General features: G+C 73.7%; 16 protein-coding genes. 10 read left to right on the forward strand and 6 right to left on the reverse strand.

Annotation, left to right across the window (positions count from 1 at the left end; genetic code table 11):
- The first annotated feature begins 2 nt into the window (after window positions 1-2).
- Window positions 3-2,258 carry a heavy metal translocating P-type ATPase gene (locus NMK34_RS03240; protein WP_318332131.1) on the forward strand — a complete coding sequence of 752 codons (2,256 nt, stop codon included), beginning with the start codon at window positions 3-5 and terminating at the stop codon, window positions 2,256-2,258.
- Between the two features lie 67 nt (window positions 2,259-2,325).
- Window positions 2,326-2,499 carry a CsbD family protein gene (locus NMK34_RS03245; protein ID WP_281943306.1) on the forward strand — a complete coding sequence of 58 codons (174 nt, stop codon included), beginning with the start codon at window positions 2,326-2,328 and terminating at the stop codon, window positions 2,497-2,499.
- A gap of 66 nt (window positions 2,500-2,565) precedes the next feature.
- Here NMK34_RS03245 and NMK34_RS03250 read toward each other — a convergent pair whose 3' ends face one another.
- The 3 genes from NMK34_RS03250 to NMK34_RS03260 all read right to left on the reverse strand — a co-directional run bounded on the left by NMK34_RS03250 (window position 2,566) and on the right by NMK34_RS03260 (window position 5,467).
- Window positions 2,566-3,816, reverse strand: a complete 1,251-nt coding sequence (locus NMK34_RS03250) for an RNA polymerase sigma factor (protein WP_318332132.1) — start codon at window positions 3,814-3,816, stop codon at window positions 2,566-2,568.
- Entirely contained in the window at window positions 3,813-4,175 is a 363-nt protein-coding gene (locus NMK34_RS03255) for a YciI family protein (protein ID WP_221489463.1), read from the reverse strand. The genes NMK34_RS03250 and NMK34_RS03255 overlap by 4 nt, the downstream gene beginning before the upstream one ends.
- Before the next feature lie 101 nt (window positions 4,176-4,276).
- Window positions 4,277-5,467 carry a DUF2786 domain-containing protein gene (locus NMK34_RS03260; RefSeq protein ID WP_318332133.1) on the reverse strand — a complete coding sequence of 397 codons (1,191 nt, stop codon included), beginning with the start codon at window positions 5,465-5,467 and terminating at the stop codon, window positions 4,277-4,279.
- A 203-nt stretch (window positions 5,468-5,670) separates the two neighbouring features.
- Here NMK34_RS03260 and NMK34_RS03265 point away from each other — a divergent pair, with 203 nt between their 5' ends.
- The gene (locus tag NMK34_RS03265) at window positions 5,671-6,453 is read left to right on the forward strand and encodes a DUF3152 domain-containing protein (RefSeq protein WP_318332134.1); all 783 of its coding nucleotides are present in this window, start codon (window positions 5,671-5,673) and stop codon (window positions 6,451-6,453) included.
- Between the two features lie 28 nt (window positions 6,454-6,481).
- On the opposite strand, the gene NMK34_RS03270 is transcribed toward NMK34_RS03265, so the two are convergent.
- From NMK34_RS03270 to NMK34_RS03280, 3 genes are all read right to left on the reverse strand, one after another.
- A complete protein-coding gene (locus tag NMK34_RS03270) occupies window positions 6,482-6,907 on the reverse strand; it encodes an ATP-binding protein (protein ID WP_318332135.1) in 426 nt (141 codons plus the stop codon).
- Window positions 6,908-6,945: 38 nt separating this feature from the next.
- The gene (locus NMK34_RS03275) at window positions 6,946-7,701 is read right to left on the reverse strand and encodes an SAM-dependent methyltransferase (RefSeq protein ID WP_318332136.1); all 756 of its coding nucleotides are present in this window, start codon (window positions 7,699-7,701) and stop codon (window positions 6,946-6,948) included.
- 116 nt (window positions 7,702-7,817) lie between these two features.
- Window positions 7,818-8,501: a hypothetical protein gene (locus NMK34_RS03280; protein ID WP_318332137.1), complete on the reverse strand. Its 684-nt coding sequence runs from the start codon at window positions 8,499-8,501 to the stop codon at window positions 7,818-7,820.
- 172 nt (window positions 8,502-8,673) lie between these two features.
- Between NMK34_RS03280 and NMK34_RS03285 the strand changes: the two genes are divergently transcribed.
- The 7 genes from NMK34_RS03285 to NMK34_RS03315 all read left to right on the forward strand — a co-directional run bounded on the left by NMK34_RS03285 (window position 8,674) and on the right by NMK34_RS03315 (window position 17,417).
- Window positions 8,674-9,093, forward strand: a complete 420-nt coding sequence (locus NMK34_RS03285) for a hypothetical protein (protein WP_318332138.1) — start codon at window positions 8,674-8,676, stop codon at window positions 9,091-9,093.
- 184 nt (window positions 9,094-9,277) lie between these two features.
- Entirely contained in the window at window positions 9,278-9,367 is a 90-nt protein-coding gene (gene kdpF, locus NMK34_RS03290) for a K(+)-transporting ATPase subunit F (protein ID WP_036311210.1), read from the forward strand.
- Entirely contained in the window at window positions 9,367-11,022 is a 1,656-nt protein-coding gene (gene kdpA / locus NMK34_RS03295; protein WP_318332139.1) for a potassium-transporting ATPase subunit KdpA, read from the forward strand. The genes kdpF and kdpA overlap by 1 nt, the downstream gene beginning before the upstream one ends.
- Before the next feature lie 20 nt (window positions 11,023-11,042).
- Complete coding sequence (kdpB, locus tag NMK34_RS03300) at window positions 11,043-13,232, forward strand: potassium-transporting ATPase subunit KdpB (RefSeq protein ID WP_318332140.1); 2,190 nt, start codon at window positions 11,043-11,045, stop codon at window positions 13,230-13,232.
- Window positions 13,232-14,113, forward strand: a complete 882-nt coding sequence (locus tag NMK34_RS03305) for a potassium-transporting ATPase subunit C (RefSeq protein ID WP_318332141.1) — start codon at window positions 13,232-13,234, stop codon at window positions 14,111-14,113. Before kdpB ends, NMK34_RS03305 begins: the two co-directional genes overlap by 1 nt.
- An 80-nt stretch (window positions 14,114-14,193) precedes the next feature.
- Entirely contained in the window at window positions 14,194-16,740 is a 2,547-nt protein-coding gene (locus NMK34_RS03310; RefSeq protein ID WP_318332142.1) for a DUF4118 domain-containing protein, read from the forward strand.
- Window positions 16,737-17,417: a response regulator gene (locus NMK34_RS03315; protein WP_114919363.1), complete on the forward strand. Its 681-nt coding sequence runs from the start codon at window positions 16,737-16,739 to the stop codon at window positions 17,415-17,417. The genes NMK34_RS03310 and NMK34_RS03315 overlap by 4 nt, the downstream gene beginning before the upstream one ends.
- Window positions 17,418-17,421 lie beyond the last annotated feature (4 nt).

The raw sequence follows: 17,421 nt of genomic DNA on the forward strand, positions 1-17,421 counted from the left end.
CGATGACTGCCACGGGAAAGGCGCTGCCCACCGCGCCGAACCTCATCGAACTGGCGATCGGCGGGATGACCTGCGCGTCCTGCGCCGCCCGGATCGAGAAGAAGCTCAACCGGATGGACGGCGTCGAGGCGACGGTGAACTACGCCACCGAGAAGGCCACCGTCCGGTACGCCGACGACATCGCGCCGGCCGACCTGATCGCCACCGTCGAGAAGACCGGCTACACCGCCGTGGTGCCGCCGCCGCCCGAGCAGGCGGAGGCGGCAGCGGCCGGGGAGCCGGTGGACGAGCTGCGCACCGCGCGTACCCGGCTCTGGGTCTCCGCCGTGCTCACCCTGCCGGTGATCGTTCTCGCCATGGTTCCGGCCTGGCAGTTCGACTACTGGCAGTGGGCCTCGCTCACCCTGGCCGCCCCGGTGGTGGTCTGGGGCGGGCTGCCGTTCCACCGCGCCGCGCTGATCAACCTGCGGCACGGCGCGGCGACCATGGACACGCTCGTGTCGCTCGGCACGCTTGCCGCGTTCGGTTGGTCGCTCTGGGCGCTGTTCCTCGGCGACGCCGGCATGCCCGGGATGAAGCACCCGTTCAGCCTCGACATCGCCCGCGGCGACGGCGCCGGCAACATCTACCTGGAGGCCGCCGCCGGCGTGACCGTGTTCATCCTGGCCGGGCGGTACTTCGAGGCGCGCTCCAAGCGCACCGCCGGGTCGGCGCTGCGCGCCCTGCTCGAACTCGGCGCCAAGGACGTGGCGGTGCTGCGCGACGGGCAGGAGACCCGGATCCCGGTCGGCCGGCTCGCGGTCGGTGACCGGTTCGTGGTCCGGCCCGGCGAGAAGATCGCCACCGACGGTGTGGTCGAGGAGGGCACGTCCGCAGTCGACGCCAGCATGCTCACCGGCGAGTCGGTGCCGGTCGAGGTGGGCCAGGGCGACGCCGTGGTCGGCGCCACGGTGAACGCCGGCGGCCGGCTGGTGGTCCGCGCCACCCGGGTCGGCGGGGACACCCAGCTCGCCCAGATGGCGCGACTCGTCGAGCAGGCGCAGACCGGCAAGGCGGCGGTGCAGCGGCTCGCCGACCGGATCTCCGGCGTCTTCGTGCCGATCGTGATCGCGCTGGCCGCCGGCACGCTCGGCTGGTGGCTCGGCACCGGCTCCGGGCCGACCGCCGCGTTCACCGCCGCGGTGGCCGTCCTGATCATCGCCTGCCCGTGCGCGCTCGGCCTGGCCACCCCGACCGCGCTGCTCGTCGGCACCGGGCGCGGCGCGCAGCTCGGCGTGCTGATCAAGGGGCCGGAGGTGCTGGAGTCCACCCGCCGGGTCGACACCGTGGTGCTCGACAAGACCGGCACCGTCACCACCGGCCGGATGGCGCTGGCCGAGGTGCTGCCCGCCGGCGGCGAGGACGCCGCCGAACTGCTCCGGGTGGCCGGCGCGCTGGAGGCCGCCTCCGAGCACCCGATCGCGCGGGCCGTCGCCGAGGCCGCGGCCGAGGCCGGGCCGCTGCCGCCGGTCGGCGAGTTCGCCAACGCCGAAGGGCTGGGCGTGACCGGCACCGTCGACGGCCGGACCGTGGTGGTCGGCCGGGCCCGGCTGCTGCGAGAGCGGGGTCTCGACGTACCCGAGGAGGTCGTTCGGGCCGCGACCGGCGCGGAGGCCGCCGGACGGACGGCGATCCTGGCCGGCTGGGACGGGCGGGCCCGGGGCGTGCTCGCGGTGGCCGACGCGGTGAAGCCGACCAGCCGGGCGGCCGTCGCGCGGCTGCGTGAGCTGGGCCTGAAGCCGGTGCTGCTCACCGGCGACAACACCACGGTGGCGAAGGCGGTGGCGGCCGAGGTCGGCATCGACGAGGTGATCGCGGAGGTGCTGCCCGCCGACAAGGTCGACGTGGTCGAGCGGCTCCAGCGCGAGGGCCGCGTGGTCGCCATGGTCGGCGACGGGGTGAACGACGCCGCCGCGCTGGCCCGCGCCGACCTCGGGCTGGCCATGGGCACCGGCACCGACGCGGCCATCGAGGCGGCCGACCTGACGCTGGTCCGGGGCGACCTGATGGCCGCCGCGGACGCCATCCGGCTCTCCCGGCGGACGCTGGCGATCATCAAGGGCAACCTGTTCTGGGCGTTCGCCTACAACGTCGCGGCGCTGCCGCTGGCGGCGGCCGGACTGCTCAACCCGATGCTCGCCGGAGCGGCCATGGCGTTCTCGTCGGTGTTCGTGGTGGGCAACAGCCTGCGGTTGCGCAGCTTCCGCCCGATCGGGTGAGGGGATTGAGCCGACGACCGACGGGGTAACCAGTTGTCGTCAGGCAACCGCTTCAGTGGAGGTCATCATGGGTCTGGACGACAAGATCGACAACGCTTCCCAGGACACCGCGGGCAAGGTCAAGGAGGGCATCGGCCGGGCGACCGACAACGAGCGCCTCGAGGCCGAGGGCCGCAACGACCAGGCGGGCGCCAAGCTCAAGCAGGCCGGCGAGAAGATCAAGGACGCCTTCAAGAGCTGAGTACGCGACGCACACACACCACCGGGTCGGCCCACGGGCCGGCCCGGAGTGCTGTCCGGGCGCGGGTCAGCGCGGCCGGTCACCGGCCAGGCGCGCGGCGCGTACCTCCAGATAACGCCGCTCCGGCAGGCTCGTGGTGGCCCGCGCGGCGGCCAGGTACGCGGCCCGGGCCTCCGCACGGTCACCGGCCAGGTCGAGCAGGTGCGCGCGGACGGCGGCCAGCCTGTGGTGCCCCGCAGTCCGGTCGTCGCCGTCGAGCGTGGCCAGCAGTGCCAGCCCGGCACGCGGGCCGTCGACCATTGCCACCGCGACGGCCTGGTTGAGCGTGACCATCGGGTTCGGCGCGACACGTGCCAGCACCCGGTAGAGCGCGACGATCTGCCGCCAGTCGGTGTCCGCGGCGGTGGGCGCCTCCGCGTGCACAGCGGCGATCGCCGCCTGCACCTGGTACGGCCCCGGCGCCGACCAGGTGAGCGCCTCGGTCACCAGCGCCACCCCCTCCGCGACGGCGTCCCGGTCCCACCGGCTGCGATCCTGCTCGGCCAGCGGCACCAGCTCGCCGTCCGGCCCGGTACGGGCGGCCCGGTGCGCGTCGGTGAGCAGCATCAGCGCCAGCAACCCGGCCACCTCGCCGTCGTCCGGGAGCAGCCGGCGCAGCTCCCGGGTGAGCCGGATCGCCTCCCCGGTCAGCTCGGCCCGGTGCAGCGCCTCGCCGCTGGACGCGGTGTAGCCCTCGTTGAAGATCAGGTAGAGCACGCGCAGCACCGCGCCCAGCCGCTCGTCCCGGTCGGCCGGGGACGGCAGCGTGAAACGCGCGCCGGACGCCTCGATCCGCTGCTTCGCGCGGCGGATCCGCTGGCTCATCGTCGCCTCCGGCACCAGGTACGCGCGGGCGATCTCGGCGGTGCTTAACCCGCCCACGGCGCGCAGTGTGAGCGCCACCTGCCCGCTCACCGGCAGCGCCGGATGGCAGCAGAGGAACAACAGCTTCAGCGTGTCGTCGCCGCTGGGCGGCTCCTCGTCGGCGGGCGGCGCGACAGCCGCGTACGCGGGCTGCCGGACCGCGACAGCCACCTCGCGTTCCCGGCGGGCGTGCTCGCTGCGCCACTCGTCGGTGAGCCGCCGGGTGGCGACGGTGACCAGCCACGAGCGGGGATGGCCGGGCAGGCCCTGTTCCGGCCACTGCACGGCGGCGGCGAGCAGCGCCTCCTGGACGGCGTCCTCGCAGGCGGAGAACTGGCCGTGCCGGCGGACGAGCACGCCGAGGACCTGCGGCGCGAGCGTACGCAGCAGGTCCTCGACCACAGGTGATGTCACATCTCCGTCCCGGCCTGCTCCATCACCGCGCGCACCTCCAGCACACCGAAGCCGTGCCGTACGTCCGGCCAGCGCGCGGCGATCTCGGCCGCCCGCTCCGGGGTCTCGCAGTCGACCGTCAGGTAGCCGGCGAACTGCTCCTTGCTCTCCATGAACGGCCCGTCGGTGACCTCGACGCCGCCACCGGCGGCCGGACGGGCCGTACGGGTCTGCGAGGGGTGAGCGAGCGCCTCGCCGCCGACCAGCTCGCCGGACTCGGTCAGCTCCTTCATGATCTCGTCGACCTCACCGAAGACGGCTGTGCGTTCCGCCTCGGACAGCTCCTCCACGAAGCCGGGCCGGTTCCAGATCAGCAGCATGTACTTCACGGTGCACTCCTCGGGTGCGGGCCACCGGCGGTGGCGCCTCGCAGACGGGTCGGAGCCGGTCCGCCCGATCCGACATCATCCCCCGGGAGAGGTCAGCGGCCCCCGCGCAGCGGACGGCGTGCCGGGCGGCCCGGGTCGAGCGAGGCCCGGTCGGCCGCGCTGGTGCCGGAGACCCAGCCCTGCTCGTCCCGCACCTGGAGGCGGTGCCGGGTGGTGCCCGGAAAGAGCTGGTCGACGCGTTCCCGGACGGCGTCGGAGCGGGCCGCGAGCACCGGCAGCAGCCGGTCGTCGTCGAGTTCCTCGGCGGCCGCCGCGCTCGCCGACCGCAGCCGGTCGCCGACGCGTAGCGCGAACGCGTTGAGGAACGACTCGTCGTAGCCCTTGGTACGCCGCCCGCCGGCCCTGCCGCGCTCGCCCCGGCCGCGCAGCATCGCGGCGGTGGCCTGCACGAGCAGCGAGGTGTGCAGCAGTTCGACAGCCGCCAGGTCGGCCGGGAAGCCGAGCACGGTGGCGAAGCCCAGGTCGTCGGACCAGACCGACTCGCACCGGTTCGCCGCCGCGACCTCCTGAATCAGCAGCGCCTTCGCGGCCGCGTACGGGGCGTCGACGCCGATCCGCACCCCACCCGGGCCGCCGGTCCGGTCGGCCCCCGCGTCGAGCAGCGCCGCGTCGATGCTGTGCCGGGCCATCAGCTCCTGCGCCTTAGCGGTGAACGCCTCCGCCTCGGCCGGGTAGCCGGTCGACTCGGCCTTCGCCAGCAGCGCGCGTACCCGGTCGAGCATCCGGGAACCGCTCGGTGTCGCGGCGGCCAGGGCGATACCGGCCGAGCCGGGCGGCGGCCGGAGCGCCGCGATCGGCGGCAACCCCGCCACCAGGACGATCGCGTCCACCGCGTCCCGCAGCGCGGTGATCCGGTCCCCGTCGGCGCGCCGGTCCAGCCAGCCCGCGTCGTCGTCCCAGCGGGCACCCGTCTCGGTGAGCTGTTCGTCGAACCAGGCCGGGACCGGCGCGGGCAGCGTACGCCGCTGTGCGGCCATCGCGTCGCGCAGCAGCCGGGCGCCGCGGGGAGTGAGCCGCCGCGTGGCGAGCCGATCCAGGTCGGCGGGCTGCCAGCCACGCGGCCAGAGCCGGCCCACGTCCCGCGTGAGCCGGGCGAGCAGCGCCGCGTCCACCGCCGCGCCGTCGGCCACCACGAGCCCGTCGAGGGCTCGCTCGGCAGCACGTACGTCGGTGCCGCGCGCGGACGTGACGGCGGCGTCGAGCAGTCGCTCGGCTGGTGACACGGGTGGCTCTCCCTGAACTCCGACAGGCGGCAGGTCGCCCACCCCGGCACCGACGGTACCCGGCCGCCCGTTCAACCGTCCGGGCCCGGCGTCCGTACTCCTGCCCGGAGCGGGGCGGCGCGACGGACGGAGATCACGTGGGCGGGCATGACCGGGGGCTGCACCGGCGACGACGGCGGCCGCGATCACCACGGGTCCTGGCGGTGGTCCTGGCCGGGGCCGCGCTCGCCGCCGCCGGGTACGCCGCCCGGCATCCGGACCTGCTGGACCGCATCGAGGTCCGGCGGACCGTGCAGGCGGCGGCACCGAGCGCGCCCGCACCGGACGCGCGCCCCACGCCGACGGCCGCGCCGACACCGGTCCCGGCGGCCGGCCGGGTGGCCCCCGGCATCGGCTACCCGGCCCGGGGCGACGGCACGTTCCGCACCGCCGGCACGGTCGGCGCGGTCGCCGGTAGCTCCGGTGAGCTGCTGCGCTACCGGGTCGCGGTCGAGGACGGCATCCGCAACGTGGACGTGGAGGGGTTTGCCCGGGACGTCGCCGCCACCCTCGCCGACCGGCGCGGCTGGACCGGCGACGGCCGGTGGCGGCTGCAACGGGTGGGCCGCGACGACCGCGCCGACTTCACCGTGCTGCTCACCACGCCCGTCACCCGGGGGCGGCTGTGCGGCGACCCGAGCGACCGCTACACGTCCTGCCGCAACGGCGACCAGGTGGTGATCAACGTGGCCCGCTGGGTGTACGGGGTGCCGCACGTGACCGACCTCTCCCGCTACCGGCAGTACCTGCTCAACCACGAGGTCGGCCACCGGCTGGGCCGCGGCCACGAGCGCTGCCCCCGAGCCGGCGGCCCGGCGCCGGTCATGGTGCAGCAGACGCTCGGCCTGCACGGCTGCACCCCGAACCCGTGGCCGCTGGTGGGCGGCGAACCGCTGTCCGGGCCGCCCGGCCAGTACGACGACCCGATCCCGGCCGGGGACCGCTGAGCCCTCGCCCGGGCGGCCGCCCCGGCCGTCACCGGGAGAACGACGCCCAGATGTTCTTGGTCTTCTCGGTGGCGTACCAGCCCACGTCGAGCGAGACCGACTGGGCCAGGAACAGACCCCGCCCACCCGAGTCGGTCGGACTGATGTCGGTCAGCTCCGGCACCGAACTGACGTCGTGGTCGGCCACGTCGAGCAGGAACCGGTCGTCGGTGGTGAGCAGCGTGACGATGGTGGGCGGCCGGCCGTGCCGCAGCGCGTTGCTCGCCAGCTCGGTGGCGACGAGCACGACCAGGTGTGGCACCTCGTCCAGATTCTCGCCCTGCACCAGTCCGTGCCGGTTCAGCGCGTCACGCAGCGAGGCGCGCAGGCCGCGCAGATCCTCGGGACTGTCGAGCACCCACTGCTCCAGCTCGGTGGCCTGTGGCGGCGGAGGCGAGGTGCGGAACTGTCCCATGATCTGCCTTTACCCTGCGTAGCCGTTCGTTAAGCAGATCAGCGCCGCAGCAGCGCGAACACGCCCCACCCCAGGTACTCGCGCTGGAAACGGACGTACCGCACCGGATCCTCGGTCAGCTCCCGCCGCAGCTCCGGGGCCAGTTCGTCGTCCGGGTCGGCGTCCAGCCAGCGGCGTAGGTTCAGCCAGTGCGCGGCGGCGTACCGGTCCCAGCTGTCCTGGTCGGCGAGGACCATCTCGACCAGGTCCCAGCCGCACTCGCCGAACTGCTCGACCAGACCGGGCAGGTCGCGGAACTCGTCACGGGACCGGGCGTGCGAGCCGGTGACCGCCTCGTCGTCCGGCGGGTCGCGCCGCCAGTAGGGCTCGCCGACGAGCGCCATGCCGCCCGGCCGCAACGCCCGGTCGAGCAGTTCCAGCGTTCCGGGCACCCCGCCGCCGATCCAGGTCGCGCCGACGCAGGCGGCCACGTCGACCGGCCGCTCCGGGGCGTACGCCGCCGCGTCGCCGTGCACGAAACGTACCCGGTCGGCCACGCCGAGTCCGGCGGCGCGTTCCCGGGCGGCGGCGGTGAAGACGGTGCTGATGTCGACCCCGGTGCCGGTGATCCCGTGGTCACGGGCCCAGGTGCAGAGCAGTTCGCCCTTTCCGCTGCACAGGTCGAGCAGCTCGTCGCCGGGCCGCAGCCGGATCGCCCGGCCCAGCGTGGCCAGCTTGACGTCGTCGAACGGGTTGAGGATGCGCAGCTCGCCTTCGCGAATGGTGAACTGGCGCGGAAGGTCCGGTGAGGTCATCCGTGGAGGGTGCCGCCGCCCGGTCACGCGGAGCAACGGAATTCCGGTCTGGGCCCGTCCGGGTCTCCTGGGGTACGGTCACCGCATGGTGGTCGAGGAACACTGGTGGAACGGCGTCAGCAACCCTCGCGGACGGCGCGACGTCTACATCCGCACCGACGGAAGCCAGTGGCAGGTCCAGGCGCAGATCGGCGGGGCGAGCGGCCGGTCCCGGATTCAGCAGTGCCCGAGTCGTGGCTCAGCGACGATCCTGGCCGGGGCGTGGCGCGCGAGCGGCTCCGGCTGGCGCGAGATGCCGCGCTGATCTCACGCTCAGTCACGAGGTCTGTGCACCGCGCGATCGACGGGTGACCCGGCGGCGTGAAACCGTCGAATTCGCAGGCCCAGGCGAGGTACGCCGCCAGCACCCGCTCGTCCTCGCCGGCCTCGGCGCGGCGGGCGGCGCCAGACTCCCGCACCGGCAGCGCGTCCCTGCCGAGCACCCGGTCCGCCGCCGCGGCGTGCCGCAGCACCGCCGCCGCGTCCACCTGCGCGTCGGTGAGCGCCAGCCGGTAACCCGTGGCGGTCCGGACGATCAGGTCGGCGCCCAGCTCGGCGCGGGCCCGGGAGACCAGGATCTGCAACGCCTTCACCGGATGCCGGGGCGGATCGTCCGGCCAGAGCGCGTCAACGAGCGCGCCGGTGCCGCAGCCGGGCCCGAGCCGGCCGGCCAGGAGGGCCAGCAACCCGCGCAGCCGGGCGCCGCCCACCGGCACACCTCGGCAGACCACGTCCGACAGCACTGTCAGTTCGGTGGTCACCGGGCCAGCGTAGGCGGCGGACCGGCCCGTCACCGTCCCCGCGCCGGGCGGTCCGTGAAGGCCGCGTGAAAAGCGGCCGGTGACCCGTACCGGATCCGTCAAAGCCGTCGACCGTACGCACCCGGCACGGCTGGTATGGCCCGCGAAGGACGTACCGACGCGGGAGGCGGACATGGGACGAGATCGGGCGGACGGGTGCACCGGATTCCGGGTGGCCGCCGGCGCCGCAGTGGTGGTCGGCGCGGCGCTCGTCGCGGCCGGGGTGTTCGGGCCGGACGAGCGGCCCGGGCGGGTCCTGGTGATGGCGGGCGTCGTCGGGGCGTACGCCGCTGTGGTGGCCGACCTGCGCGCGGTCGCGGCGGTGGCGGCGCTGGGTGCGGCGGTCTTCGTCGGGTTCCTCGCCCACCGCTACGGCGAGCTGACCGGCCCGGGTGACGCCTGGTCCCAGGCCATGCCGATCGGGTTCGCCGCGGTGCTCGGCGCCGGCTACCGGCATCTCCGGTCGATCGGCGCCGAGGCCCGGCCGGTGACCCGGATCACCGGCCACGGAGACGGCGTGAAAAGCGCGTCAAGAAACCGCGGCCGCGCGTGATGGTCGCGTCAAGACCCCTGTCCGTCCGGCGGATACGGCGCTGTGATTGCCCGGCGCGGCCGGGAGGCGGTCGCGAGGACATCTTCCGCTAGGAGAGATCAGCCGTGTCTGACGTGCTGTTCGTGTTGCTGACGGTGGGGCTGTTCGCGGCTCTCGCCCTCGTGGTGAGGGGCGTGGAGAAGCTGTGAACGCCGTCAACGCCGTCGGCCTGGTGCTGGCGATCGGCCTGGGCGTGTTCCTGGTCGCCGCCCTGCTGTTCCCGGAGCGCTTCTGATGAGCATGACGACAGCCGGCGTGCTCTTCGTCCTGTCGCTGGTGGCGGCGCTCGTCGCCGTGCACCGGCCGTTCGGCGACTACATGCACCGTGTGGTCGCCGGCACCCGGTCGTCCCGGGTCGAGCGGGGGATCTACCGCCTGGTCGGGGTCGACCCGGCCGCCGAGCAGACCTGGGGCGTGTACGCCCGCTCGGTGCTGGCCTTCTCGGCCGTCTCCCTGCTGTTCCTGTACGCGTTCCAGCGCCTGCAGAACCACCTGTGGCTCTCGCTGGGATTCGACCCGGTGGTGCCGCACGGCGCGTGGAACACCGCTGTGTCGTTCGTGACCAACACGAACTGGCAGTGGTACTCGGGTGAGTCGACGATGGGCCACCTGGTGCAGATGGCCGGCCTGGCGGTGCAGAACTTCGTCTCGGCCGCCGTCGGCATCGCCGTGGCGGTGGCGCTGGTCCGGGGTTTCGCCCGCAGCCGCACCGGCGAGCTGGGCAACTTCTGGGTCGACCTGACCCGGGTCACGCTGCGGATCCTGCTGCCGATCGCGGTGCTCGGCGCGCTCGCGCTGATGCTCGGCGGCGTGGTGCAGAACCTGTCCGGCGGCACCGACGTGACCACGCTGACCGGCGGCACCCAGACCGTCACCGGCGGGCCGGTGGCGAGCCAGGAGGTCATCAAGGAGCTGGGCACCAACGGCGGCGGCTTCTACAACGTCAACAGCGCCCACCCGTTCGAGAACCCGACCGCGTGGACGAACTGGCTGGAGATCTTCCTGATCCTGGTGATCCCTTTCAGCCTGCCCCGGGTCTTCGGCCGGATGGTGGGGCAGAAGCGGCAGGGCTACGCGATCGTCGCCGTCATGGCGATCCTGGCGCTCGCCAGCATCACCCTCACAAACGTCTTCGAGCTGACCGGCGACGGCACGGTGCCGCAGGCGGTCGGCGCGGCGCTGGAGGGCAAGGAGGTGCGCTTCGACGTGTCGAACTCGGCCACGTTCGCGGCGGCCACCACGCTCACCTCGACCGGCGCCGTCAACTCGTTCCACGACTCGTACACCGCGTTGGGCGGCATGATGACGCTGGGCAACATGATGCTCGGCGAGGTCGCCCCCGGTGGCGTCGGCGCCGGCCTGTACGGGCTGCTGATCCTCGCGGTGATCACGGTGTTCGTGGCGGGCCTGATGGTCGGGCGCACCCCGGAGTACCTGGGCAAGAAGATCGGCTCGCGCGAGATCAAGTTCGCCTCGATGTACTTCCTGATCACCCCGGCGCTGGTGCTCACCGGCACCGCCGCGGCGTTCGCCACCGGCAACGCCTCGACAGCGCTGAACGTCGGGCCGCACGGGCTGTCCGAAGTGCTCTACGCGTTCACCTCGGCCAGCAACAACAACGGCTCCGCGTTCGCCGGCATCACCGTGAACACGCCGTGGTGGAACACCGCGCTCGGGCTCTGCATGCTGCTCGGCCGGTTCCTGCCGATCATCTTCGTGCTCGCGCTGGCCGGCTCACTGGCCCGCCAGCAACCCACACCCGCCTCCGAGGGCACCCTGCCGACCCACCGGCCGTTGTTCGTCGGCATGGTCGTCGGCGTCACGGTGGTCCTCGTCGCGCTCACCTTCCTTCCCGCACTCGCGCTCGGCCCGCTGGCCGAAGGGCTGTGACCACCATGAGAGACAAGGACATGACAGCACCTGTGCAGACCGCCGACGGGCCGGCCCTCGACACACCGGTCACCGGCGACCACGCCATCCGGGGCGACCGGGTCGGCGGCGGACTGCTCGACCCGCGCCAGTTGCTCCGGTCGCTGCCGGACGCACTGCGCAAGCTCGACCCGCGCACCCTGTGGCGCAACCCGGTGATGCTGATCGTGGAGATCGGCGCGCTGTTCACCACAGTGCTCGCGGTGGCCGACCCGTCCGTCTTCGCGATCGCGATCACCGTCTGGCTCTGGCTCACCGTGATCTTCGCGAACCTGGCCGAGGCGGTCGCCGAGGGGCGCGGCAAGGCGCAGGCCGACACGCTGCGCCGGGCCAAGCAGGACACCGTCGCCACCCGGCTGGTCGGCTGGACGCCGGGTGCCGCCGCGAACGCGTACCGGGACGAGGCGGTGCCCGCGCCGCAACTGCGGCAGGGCGACGTCGTCCTGGTCGAAGCCGGCCAGGTCATCCCCGGCGACGGCGACGTGGTGGAGGGCATCGCCAGCGTCGACGAGTCGGCGATCACCGGCGAGTCCGCCCCGGTGATCCGGGAGTCCGGCGGCGACCGCAGCGCGGTCACCGGCGGCACCCGGGTCCTCTCCGACCGGATCGTCGTCCGGATCACCCAGAAGCCGGGCGAGAGCTTCATCGACCGGATGATCGCGCTGGTCGAGGGCGCCAACCGGCAGAAGACGCCGAACGAGATCGCGCTGAACATCCTGCTGGCCGCGCTGACGATCATCTTCCTGCTCGCCGTCGTCACGCTCCAGCCCATGGCGATCTTCGCGAAGGGCTACCAGGCCGCCGCGCCCGACACCGCGGCGATCACCGACTCCGGCGTCACCGGCGTCGTCCTCGTGTCCCTGCTGGTCTGTCTCATCCCGACCACCATCGGCGCGCTGCTGTCCGCGATCGGCATCGCCGGCATGGACCGGCTCGTGCAGCGCAACGTCCTGGCGATGAGCGGCCGGGCGGTCGAGGCGGCCGGCGACGTCAACACGCTGCTGCTGGACAAGACCGGCACGATCACGCTCGGCAACCGGCAGGCCGCCGAGTTCCTGCCGGTGACCGGGGTGGACGCGGCCACGCTCGCCGACGCGGCGCAGTTGTCCAGCCTGGCCGACGAGACCCCCGAGGGCCGCTCGGTGGTGGTGCTCGCGAAGAACGAGTACGGGCTGCGCGAGCGCGAACCCGGCCTCATCCCGCACGCCACGTTCGTGCCGTTCACCGCGCAGACCCGGATGAGCGGCGTCGACCTCGACGCCGACGGGGGCGTCCGGCACGTCCGCAAGGGCGCGGCCGCCGCGGTGATGAAGTGGGTACGCGACAACGGCGGCCACCCGACCGAACAGGTCGGTGAACTGGTCGACGCGATCAGCGGCACCGGCGGCACGCCGCTCGTGGTGGCCGAGCACGTGGCCGGCGAACCGGCCCGGGCGCTGGGCGTCATCCACCTCAAGGACGTGGTGAAGGCCGGGATGCGGGAGCGCTTCGACGAGATGCGCCGGATGGGCATCCGGACCGTGATGATCACCGGCGACAACCCGCGTACCGCGAAGGCGATCGCCGACGAGGCCGGCGTGGACGACTTCCTCGCCGAGGCGACGCCGGAGGACAAGCTCGCGCTGATCAAGAAGGAGCAGGAGGGCGGCCGGCTCGTCGCCATGACCGGCGACGGCACGAACGACGCGCCCGCGCTGGCCCAGGCGGACGTCGGCGTCGCCATGAACACCGGCACGTCGGCCGCGAAGGAGGCCGGCAACATGGTCGACCTCGACTCCGACCCGACCAAGCTGATCGAGATCGTGGAGATCGGCAAGCAGTTGCTGATCACCCGGGGTGCGCTGACGACGTTCAGCATCGCCAACGACATCGCGAAGTACTTCGCGATCATCCCGGCCATGTTCGCCGGCATCTACCCGTCGCTGGACCGGCTCAACATCATGCGCCTGGCCAGTCCCGAGTCGGCGATCCTCTCCGCCGTCGTCTTCAACGCGATAGTCATCGTGGCGTTGATCCCGCTGGCCCTGCGCGGCGTGCGCTACCGCCCGGCCAGCGCCTCGACGCTGCTGCGCCGCAACCTGTGGCTCTACGGCCTCGGCGGCATCGTGGTGCCGTTCGTCGGCATCAAGCTCATCGACCTGCTCGTCCAGTTCGTCCCGGGGATCTCGTGATGCGCCTTCCCAGTTGGCTCTCCCAGCACCTGGCCGCCCTGCGCGCGGTGCTCGTCTTCACCGTGCTGCTCGGCCTCGTCTACCCGCTCGCCCTGGTCGCCGTGGGCCGGCTCCCGGGCCTCGACGGCAGGGCGGACGGCTCACTGCTCACCGTCGGCGGCCGGACCGTCGGCAGCTCGCTGATCGGCCAGTCGTTCACCGACGCGGACGGCAACCCCGTCCCGCGCTACTTCCAGTCCCGCCCGTCGGCCGCCGGGGACGGCTACGACCCGACCGCCACCGCGGCGAGCAACCTCGGCCCGGAGAGCGTGGTGGACACGCTCGCCGCCGACCCCGCCGACTCCACGCCGAGCCTGCTCACCCAGGTCTGCGCGCGCAGCAAGGCGGTCGGCGACCTCGACGGTGTGGACGGGCGGCGCCCGTACTGCACCCCGGACGGGGTGGGCGCGGTGCTCGCCGTGTTCCGCGCCGACGGGCTCACCGGCCGGATCACCCGCGTGGTGAGCGTCAACCAGGCCGCGCCCGCGACGCCGTTCGTCGCCAGCTACCAGGGCGTGCCGGTGGAACTGGCGAAGCCGGGTGAGGACTACGTCGCCGCCGGCGGACTGGTCACTCCGATCCGTGGCGACGCCCCCGCCGAACCGGCGGTGCCGGCCGACGCGGTCACCGCCAGCGGCAGCGGCCTCGACCCGCACATCTCCCCGGCGTACGCCCGGATCCAGGTGGCCCGGGTGGCGCGGGAGCGCGGCGCGGACCCGGCGGCGGTACGGCGGCTGGTCGCGGAGCACACCACCGGCCGGGCGCTGGGCTTCATGGGCGAGCCCGGTGTGAACGTGCTGGAACTCAACCTGGCGCTGGACGAGGCGTTCCCGGCGCGCTGACGGAGGCGTTAAGAAGGGCCCCCTTCACCTCGCGAGGCGTTAACAGGGGGCCCTTCCTTGCACTCGGGGAGGATGGGGGCGTGGGCAGGGGTGAACTGCGGATCTATCTCGGTGCCGCTCCGGGCGTCGGGAAGACGTACGCCGTGCTCGAAGAGGCCCAGCGCCGGGCCGAGCGCGGCACCGACGTGGTGATCGGCCTGGTCGAGACGCACGGCCGCCGGCACACCGCCGAGATGATCGGTGACCTGGAGGTGGTGCCGCGCCGGTCGATGACGTACCGGGGCGTCGGGTTCACCGAGATGGATCTGGACGCGGTGCTGGCCCGGCGGCCCGAGGTCGTCGTGGTGGACGAGCTGGCCCACACGAACGTGCCCGGCTCCCGTCACGAGAAGCGCTGGCAGGACGTGCAGGAGCTGCTCGACGCCGGGATCAGCGTGCTCTCGACCGTCAACGTGCAGCACCTGGAGTCACTGAACGACGTGGTCGCGCAGATCACCGGCACCACCCAGCGGGAGACGGTGCCGGACCAGGTGGTCCGGGCCGCCGAGCAGGTCGAGCTGGTGGACATGACGCCGGAGGCGCTGCGCCGCCGGATGGCGCACGGCAACATCTACCGGCCCGACAAGATCGACGCCGCGCTCGGCAACTACTTCCGGGTCGGCAACCTCACCGCGCTGCGCGAACTGGCGCTGCTCTGGCTGGCCGACAAGGTCGACGAGCAGCTCGACGCGTACCGGGCCCAGCAGGGCATCTCCGACACCTGGGAGGCGCGGGAACGGGTCGTCGTCGCGCTGACCGGCGGGCCGGAGGGCGAGACGCTGATCCGCCGGGCCGCCCGGATCGCCGCCCGCAGCAAGGGCGCCGACCTGCTCGCCGTGCACGTGGCCCGCAGCGACGGGCTCGCCGGCGCCGACCCGGCCCAGCTCGCCCGGCAGCGGGTGCTGGTGGAGAGCCTCGGCGGCACGTACCACCAGGTGCTCGGCACCGACATCCCGGCGGCGCTGCTGGACTTCGCCCGGGGCGTCAACGCCACCCAGCTCGTGCTCGGCGCGAGCCGCCGGGGCCGGTTCGCGCAGGTGTTCGCCAGGGGCGTCGGGGTGACCACCACCGCGCTGTCCGGCCCGATCGACGTGCACCTGGTCACCCACCCCGAGGCGGGCCGCGGGCGCCGGGGCACGTCGGTGCCCGCCGCGCTGTCGCGACGCCGGCGACTGATCGGGTACGCGCTCGCGGTGCTCGGCATGCCGCTGCTCACGCTCGTGCTGCGGACGCTGCCCGACCTCACCCTGACCAACGACATCCTGCTGTTCCTCGCCGGTGTGGTGGGCGTGGCGCTGGTCGGCGGTCTGTGGCCCGCGCTGGTCGCCGCGCTCGGCGGCTCGCTGCTGCTCAACTGGTTCTTCACCCCGCCGTACCGGACGCTCACCATCGCCGAGGCGGACAACCTGCTCGCCCTGGGCGTGTTCGTCGGCGTCGCCATCGCGGTGAGCTGGGTGGTCGACGTGGCCGCCCGGCGTACCCGGGAGGCGGCCCGGGCCTCCGCCGACGCGCAGACCCTGGCCACCGTGGCGGGCAGCGTGCTGCGCGGCGAGCGACCGCTGCCCGCGCTGCTGGACCGGCTGCGGGAGACGTTCGGGCTGCGCGCGGTGAGCGTGCTGGAGCTGACCGACGAGGCCGGCGGACGCCCGGCGCGCGCCCGGGGCGCGGACGCCTGGCGGGTGGTGGCGAGCGTCGGCGAGCGACCGCCCGGTAGCCCTGGAGCGGGCGAGACGGTGGTGCCGGTGGACGACCGGCTCAGCGTGGTGCTCGCCGGCCGGCGGCTGGAGGCGGCCGACCGTCGGGTGGTCGAGGCGTTCGCCGCGCAGGCCGCCGTCGCGCTGCGCCAGGAGCGGCTGGCCGAGGAGGCCGCCACCGCCCGTCCGCTCGCCGCCGCCGACCGGATGCGGACCGCGCTGCTCGCGGCGGTCAGCCACGACCTGCGTACGCCACTGGCGTCGGCCAAGGCGGCGGTGAGCAGCCTGCGCAGCCACGACGTCGAGTTCGACGCGGACGACCGGGAGGAACTGCTCGCCACCGCCGACGAGTCGCTGGACCGGCTGGGCCGGCTGGTGGCGAACCTGCTCGACATGAGCCGGTTGCAGGCCGGGGCGCTGGGCGTGAGCGCCACCGCGATCGGGCTGGAGGACGCCGTACCCCTGGCCCTCGACGAACTGGGCCCGGCGGCGGCCGAGGTGACCACGGACATCCCGGCCGACCTGCCGGCGGCGCTCGCCGACCCGGGCCTGCTGGAGCGGGTGCTCGTCAACATCGTGGCGAACGCGCTGCGGCACAGCCCGCCCGGCCGACCGCCGACGATCACCGGCAGCGCGCACGCCGGACAGGTCGAGCTGCGGGTGATCGACACCGGGCCGGGCATCCCGGAGGACCAGTGGGAGCACGTCTTCCTGCCGTTCCAGCGTCTCGGCGACCGGGACAACCAGACCGGGGTGGGCCTGGGGCTGGCGCTGTCCCGGGGACTGGCCGAGGCGATGGGTGGCAGCATCACCCCGGAGACCACGCCCGGTGGCGGTCTCACCATGGTGCTGCGGCTGCCGGCCGCCACCCAGCCGGAGGGGCCGCAGGAATGACCCGGATCCTGGTCGTCGACGACGAGCCGCAGATCCTGCGCGCGCTGCGGATCAACCTGCGCGCCCGGGGCTACGACGTCGAGGTCGCAGGCAGCGGCGCTACCGCGCTCAAGGCCGCCGCCGCCCACCCGCCGGACCTGGTGGTGCTCGACCTCGGCCTGCCCGACCTGGACGGCACCGAGGTCATCCGGGGCCTGCGCGGCTGGACCGCCGTGCCGATCATCGTGCTGTCCGGGCGGGCCGGCAGCGAGGACAAGGTGTCCGCGCTCGACGCGGGCGCCGACGACTACGTGACGAAGCCGTTCGGCGTGGACGAGCTGCTCGCCCGCATCCGGGCGGTGACCCGGCGGCTCGCCCCGGCCACGCCCGCCGTACCGGCGCTGCGGATCGGCCGCAACACCGTCGACCTGGCCGACCGGACCGTCACCCGGGACGACGGCGTCGAGGTCAAGCTCACCCCCACCCAGTGGGCCATGCTGGAGAAGCTGCTGCGCAACCCCGGCAAGCTGGTCAGCCAGCGCCAGTTGCTGCACGACGTGTGGGGACCGGAGTACCACCACGAGACGAACTACCTGCGGCAGTACATGGCCCAGCTGCGGCGCAAGCTGGAGGACGACCCGGCCCGGCCCCGGCACCTGATCACCGAACCGGGCATGGGCTACCGCTACCGCCCCTGACGTT

The organism is Micromonospora sp. BRA006-A (genome assembly GCF_033433935.1).
Lineage (GTDB): Bacteria > Actinomycetota > Actinomycetes > Mycobacteriales > Micromonosporaceae > Micromonospora > Micromonospora aurantiaca.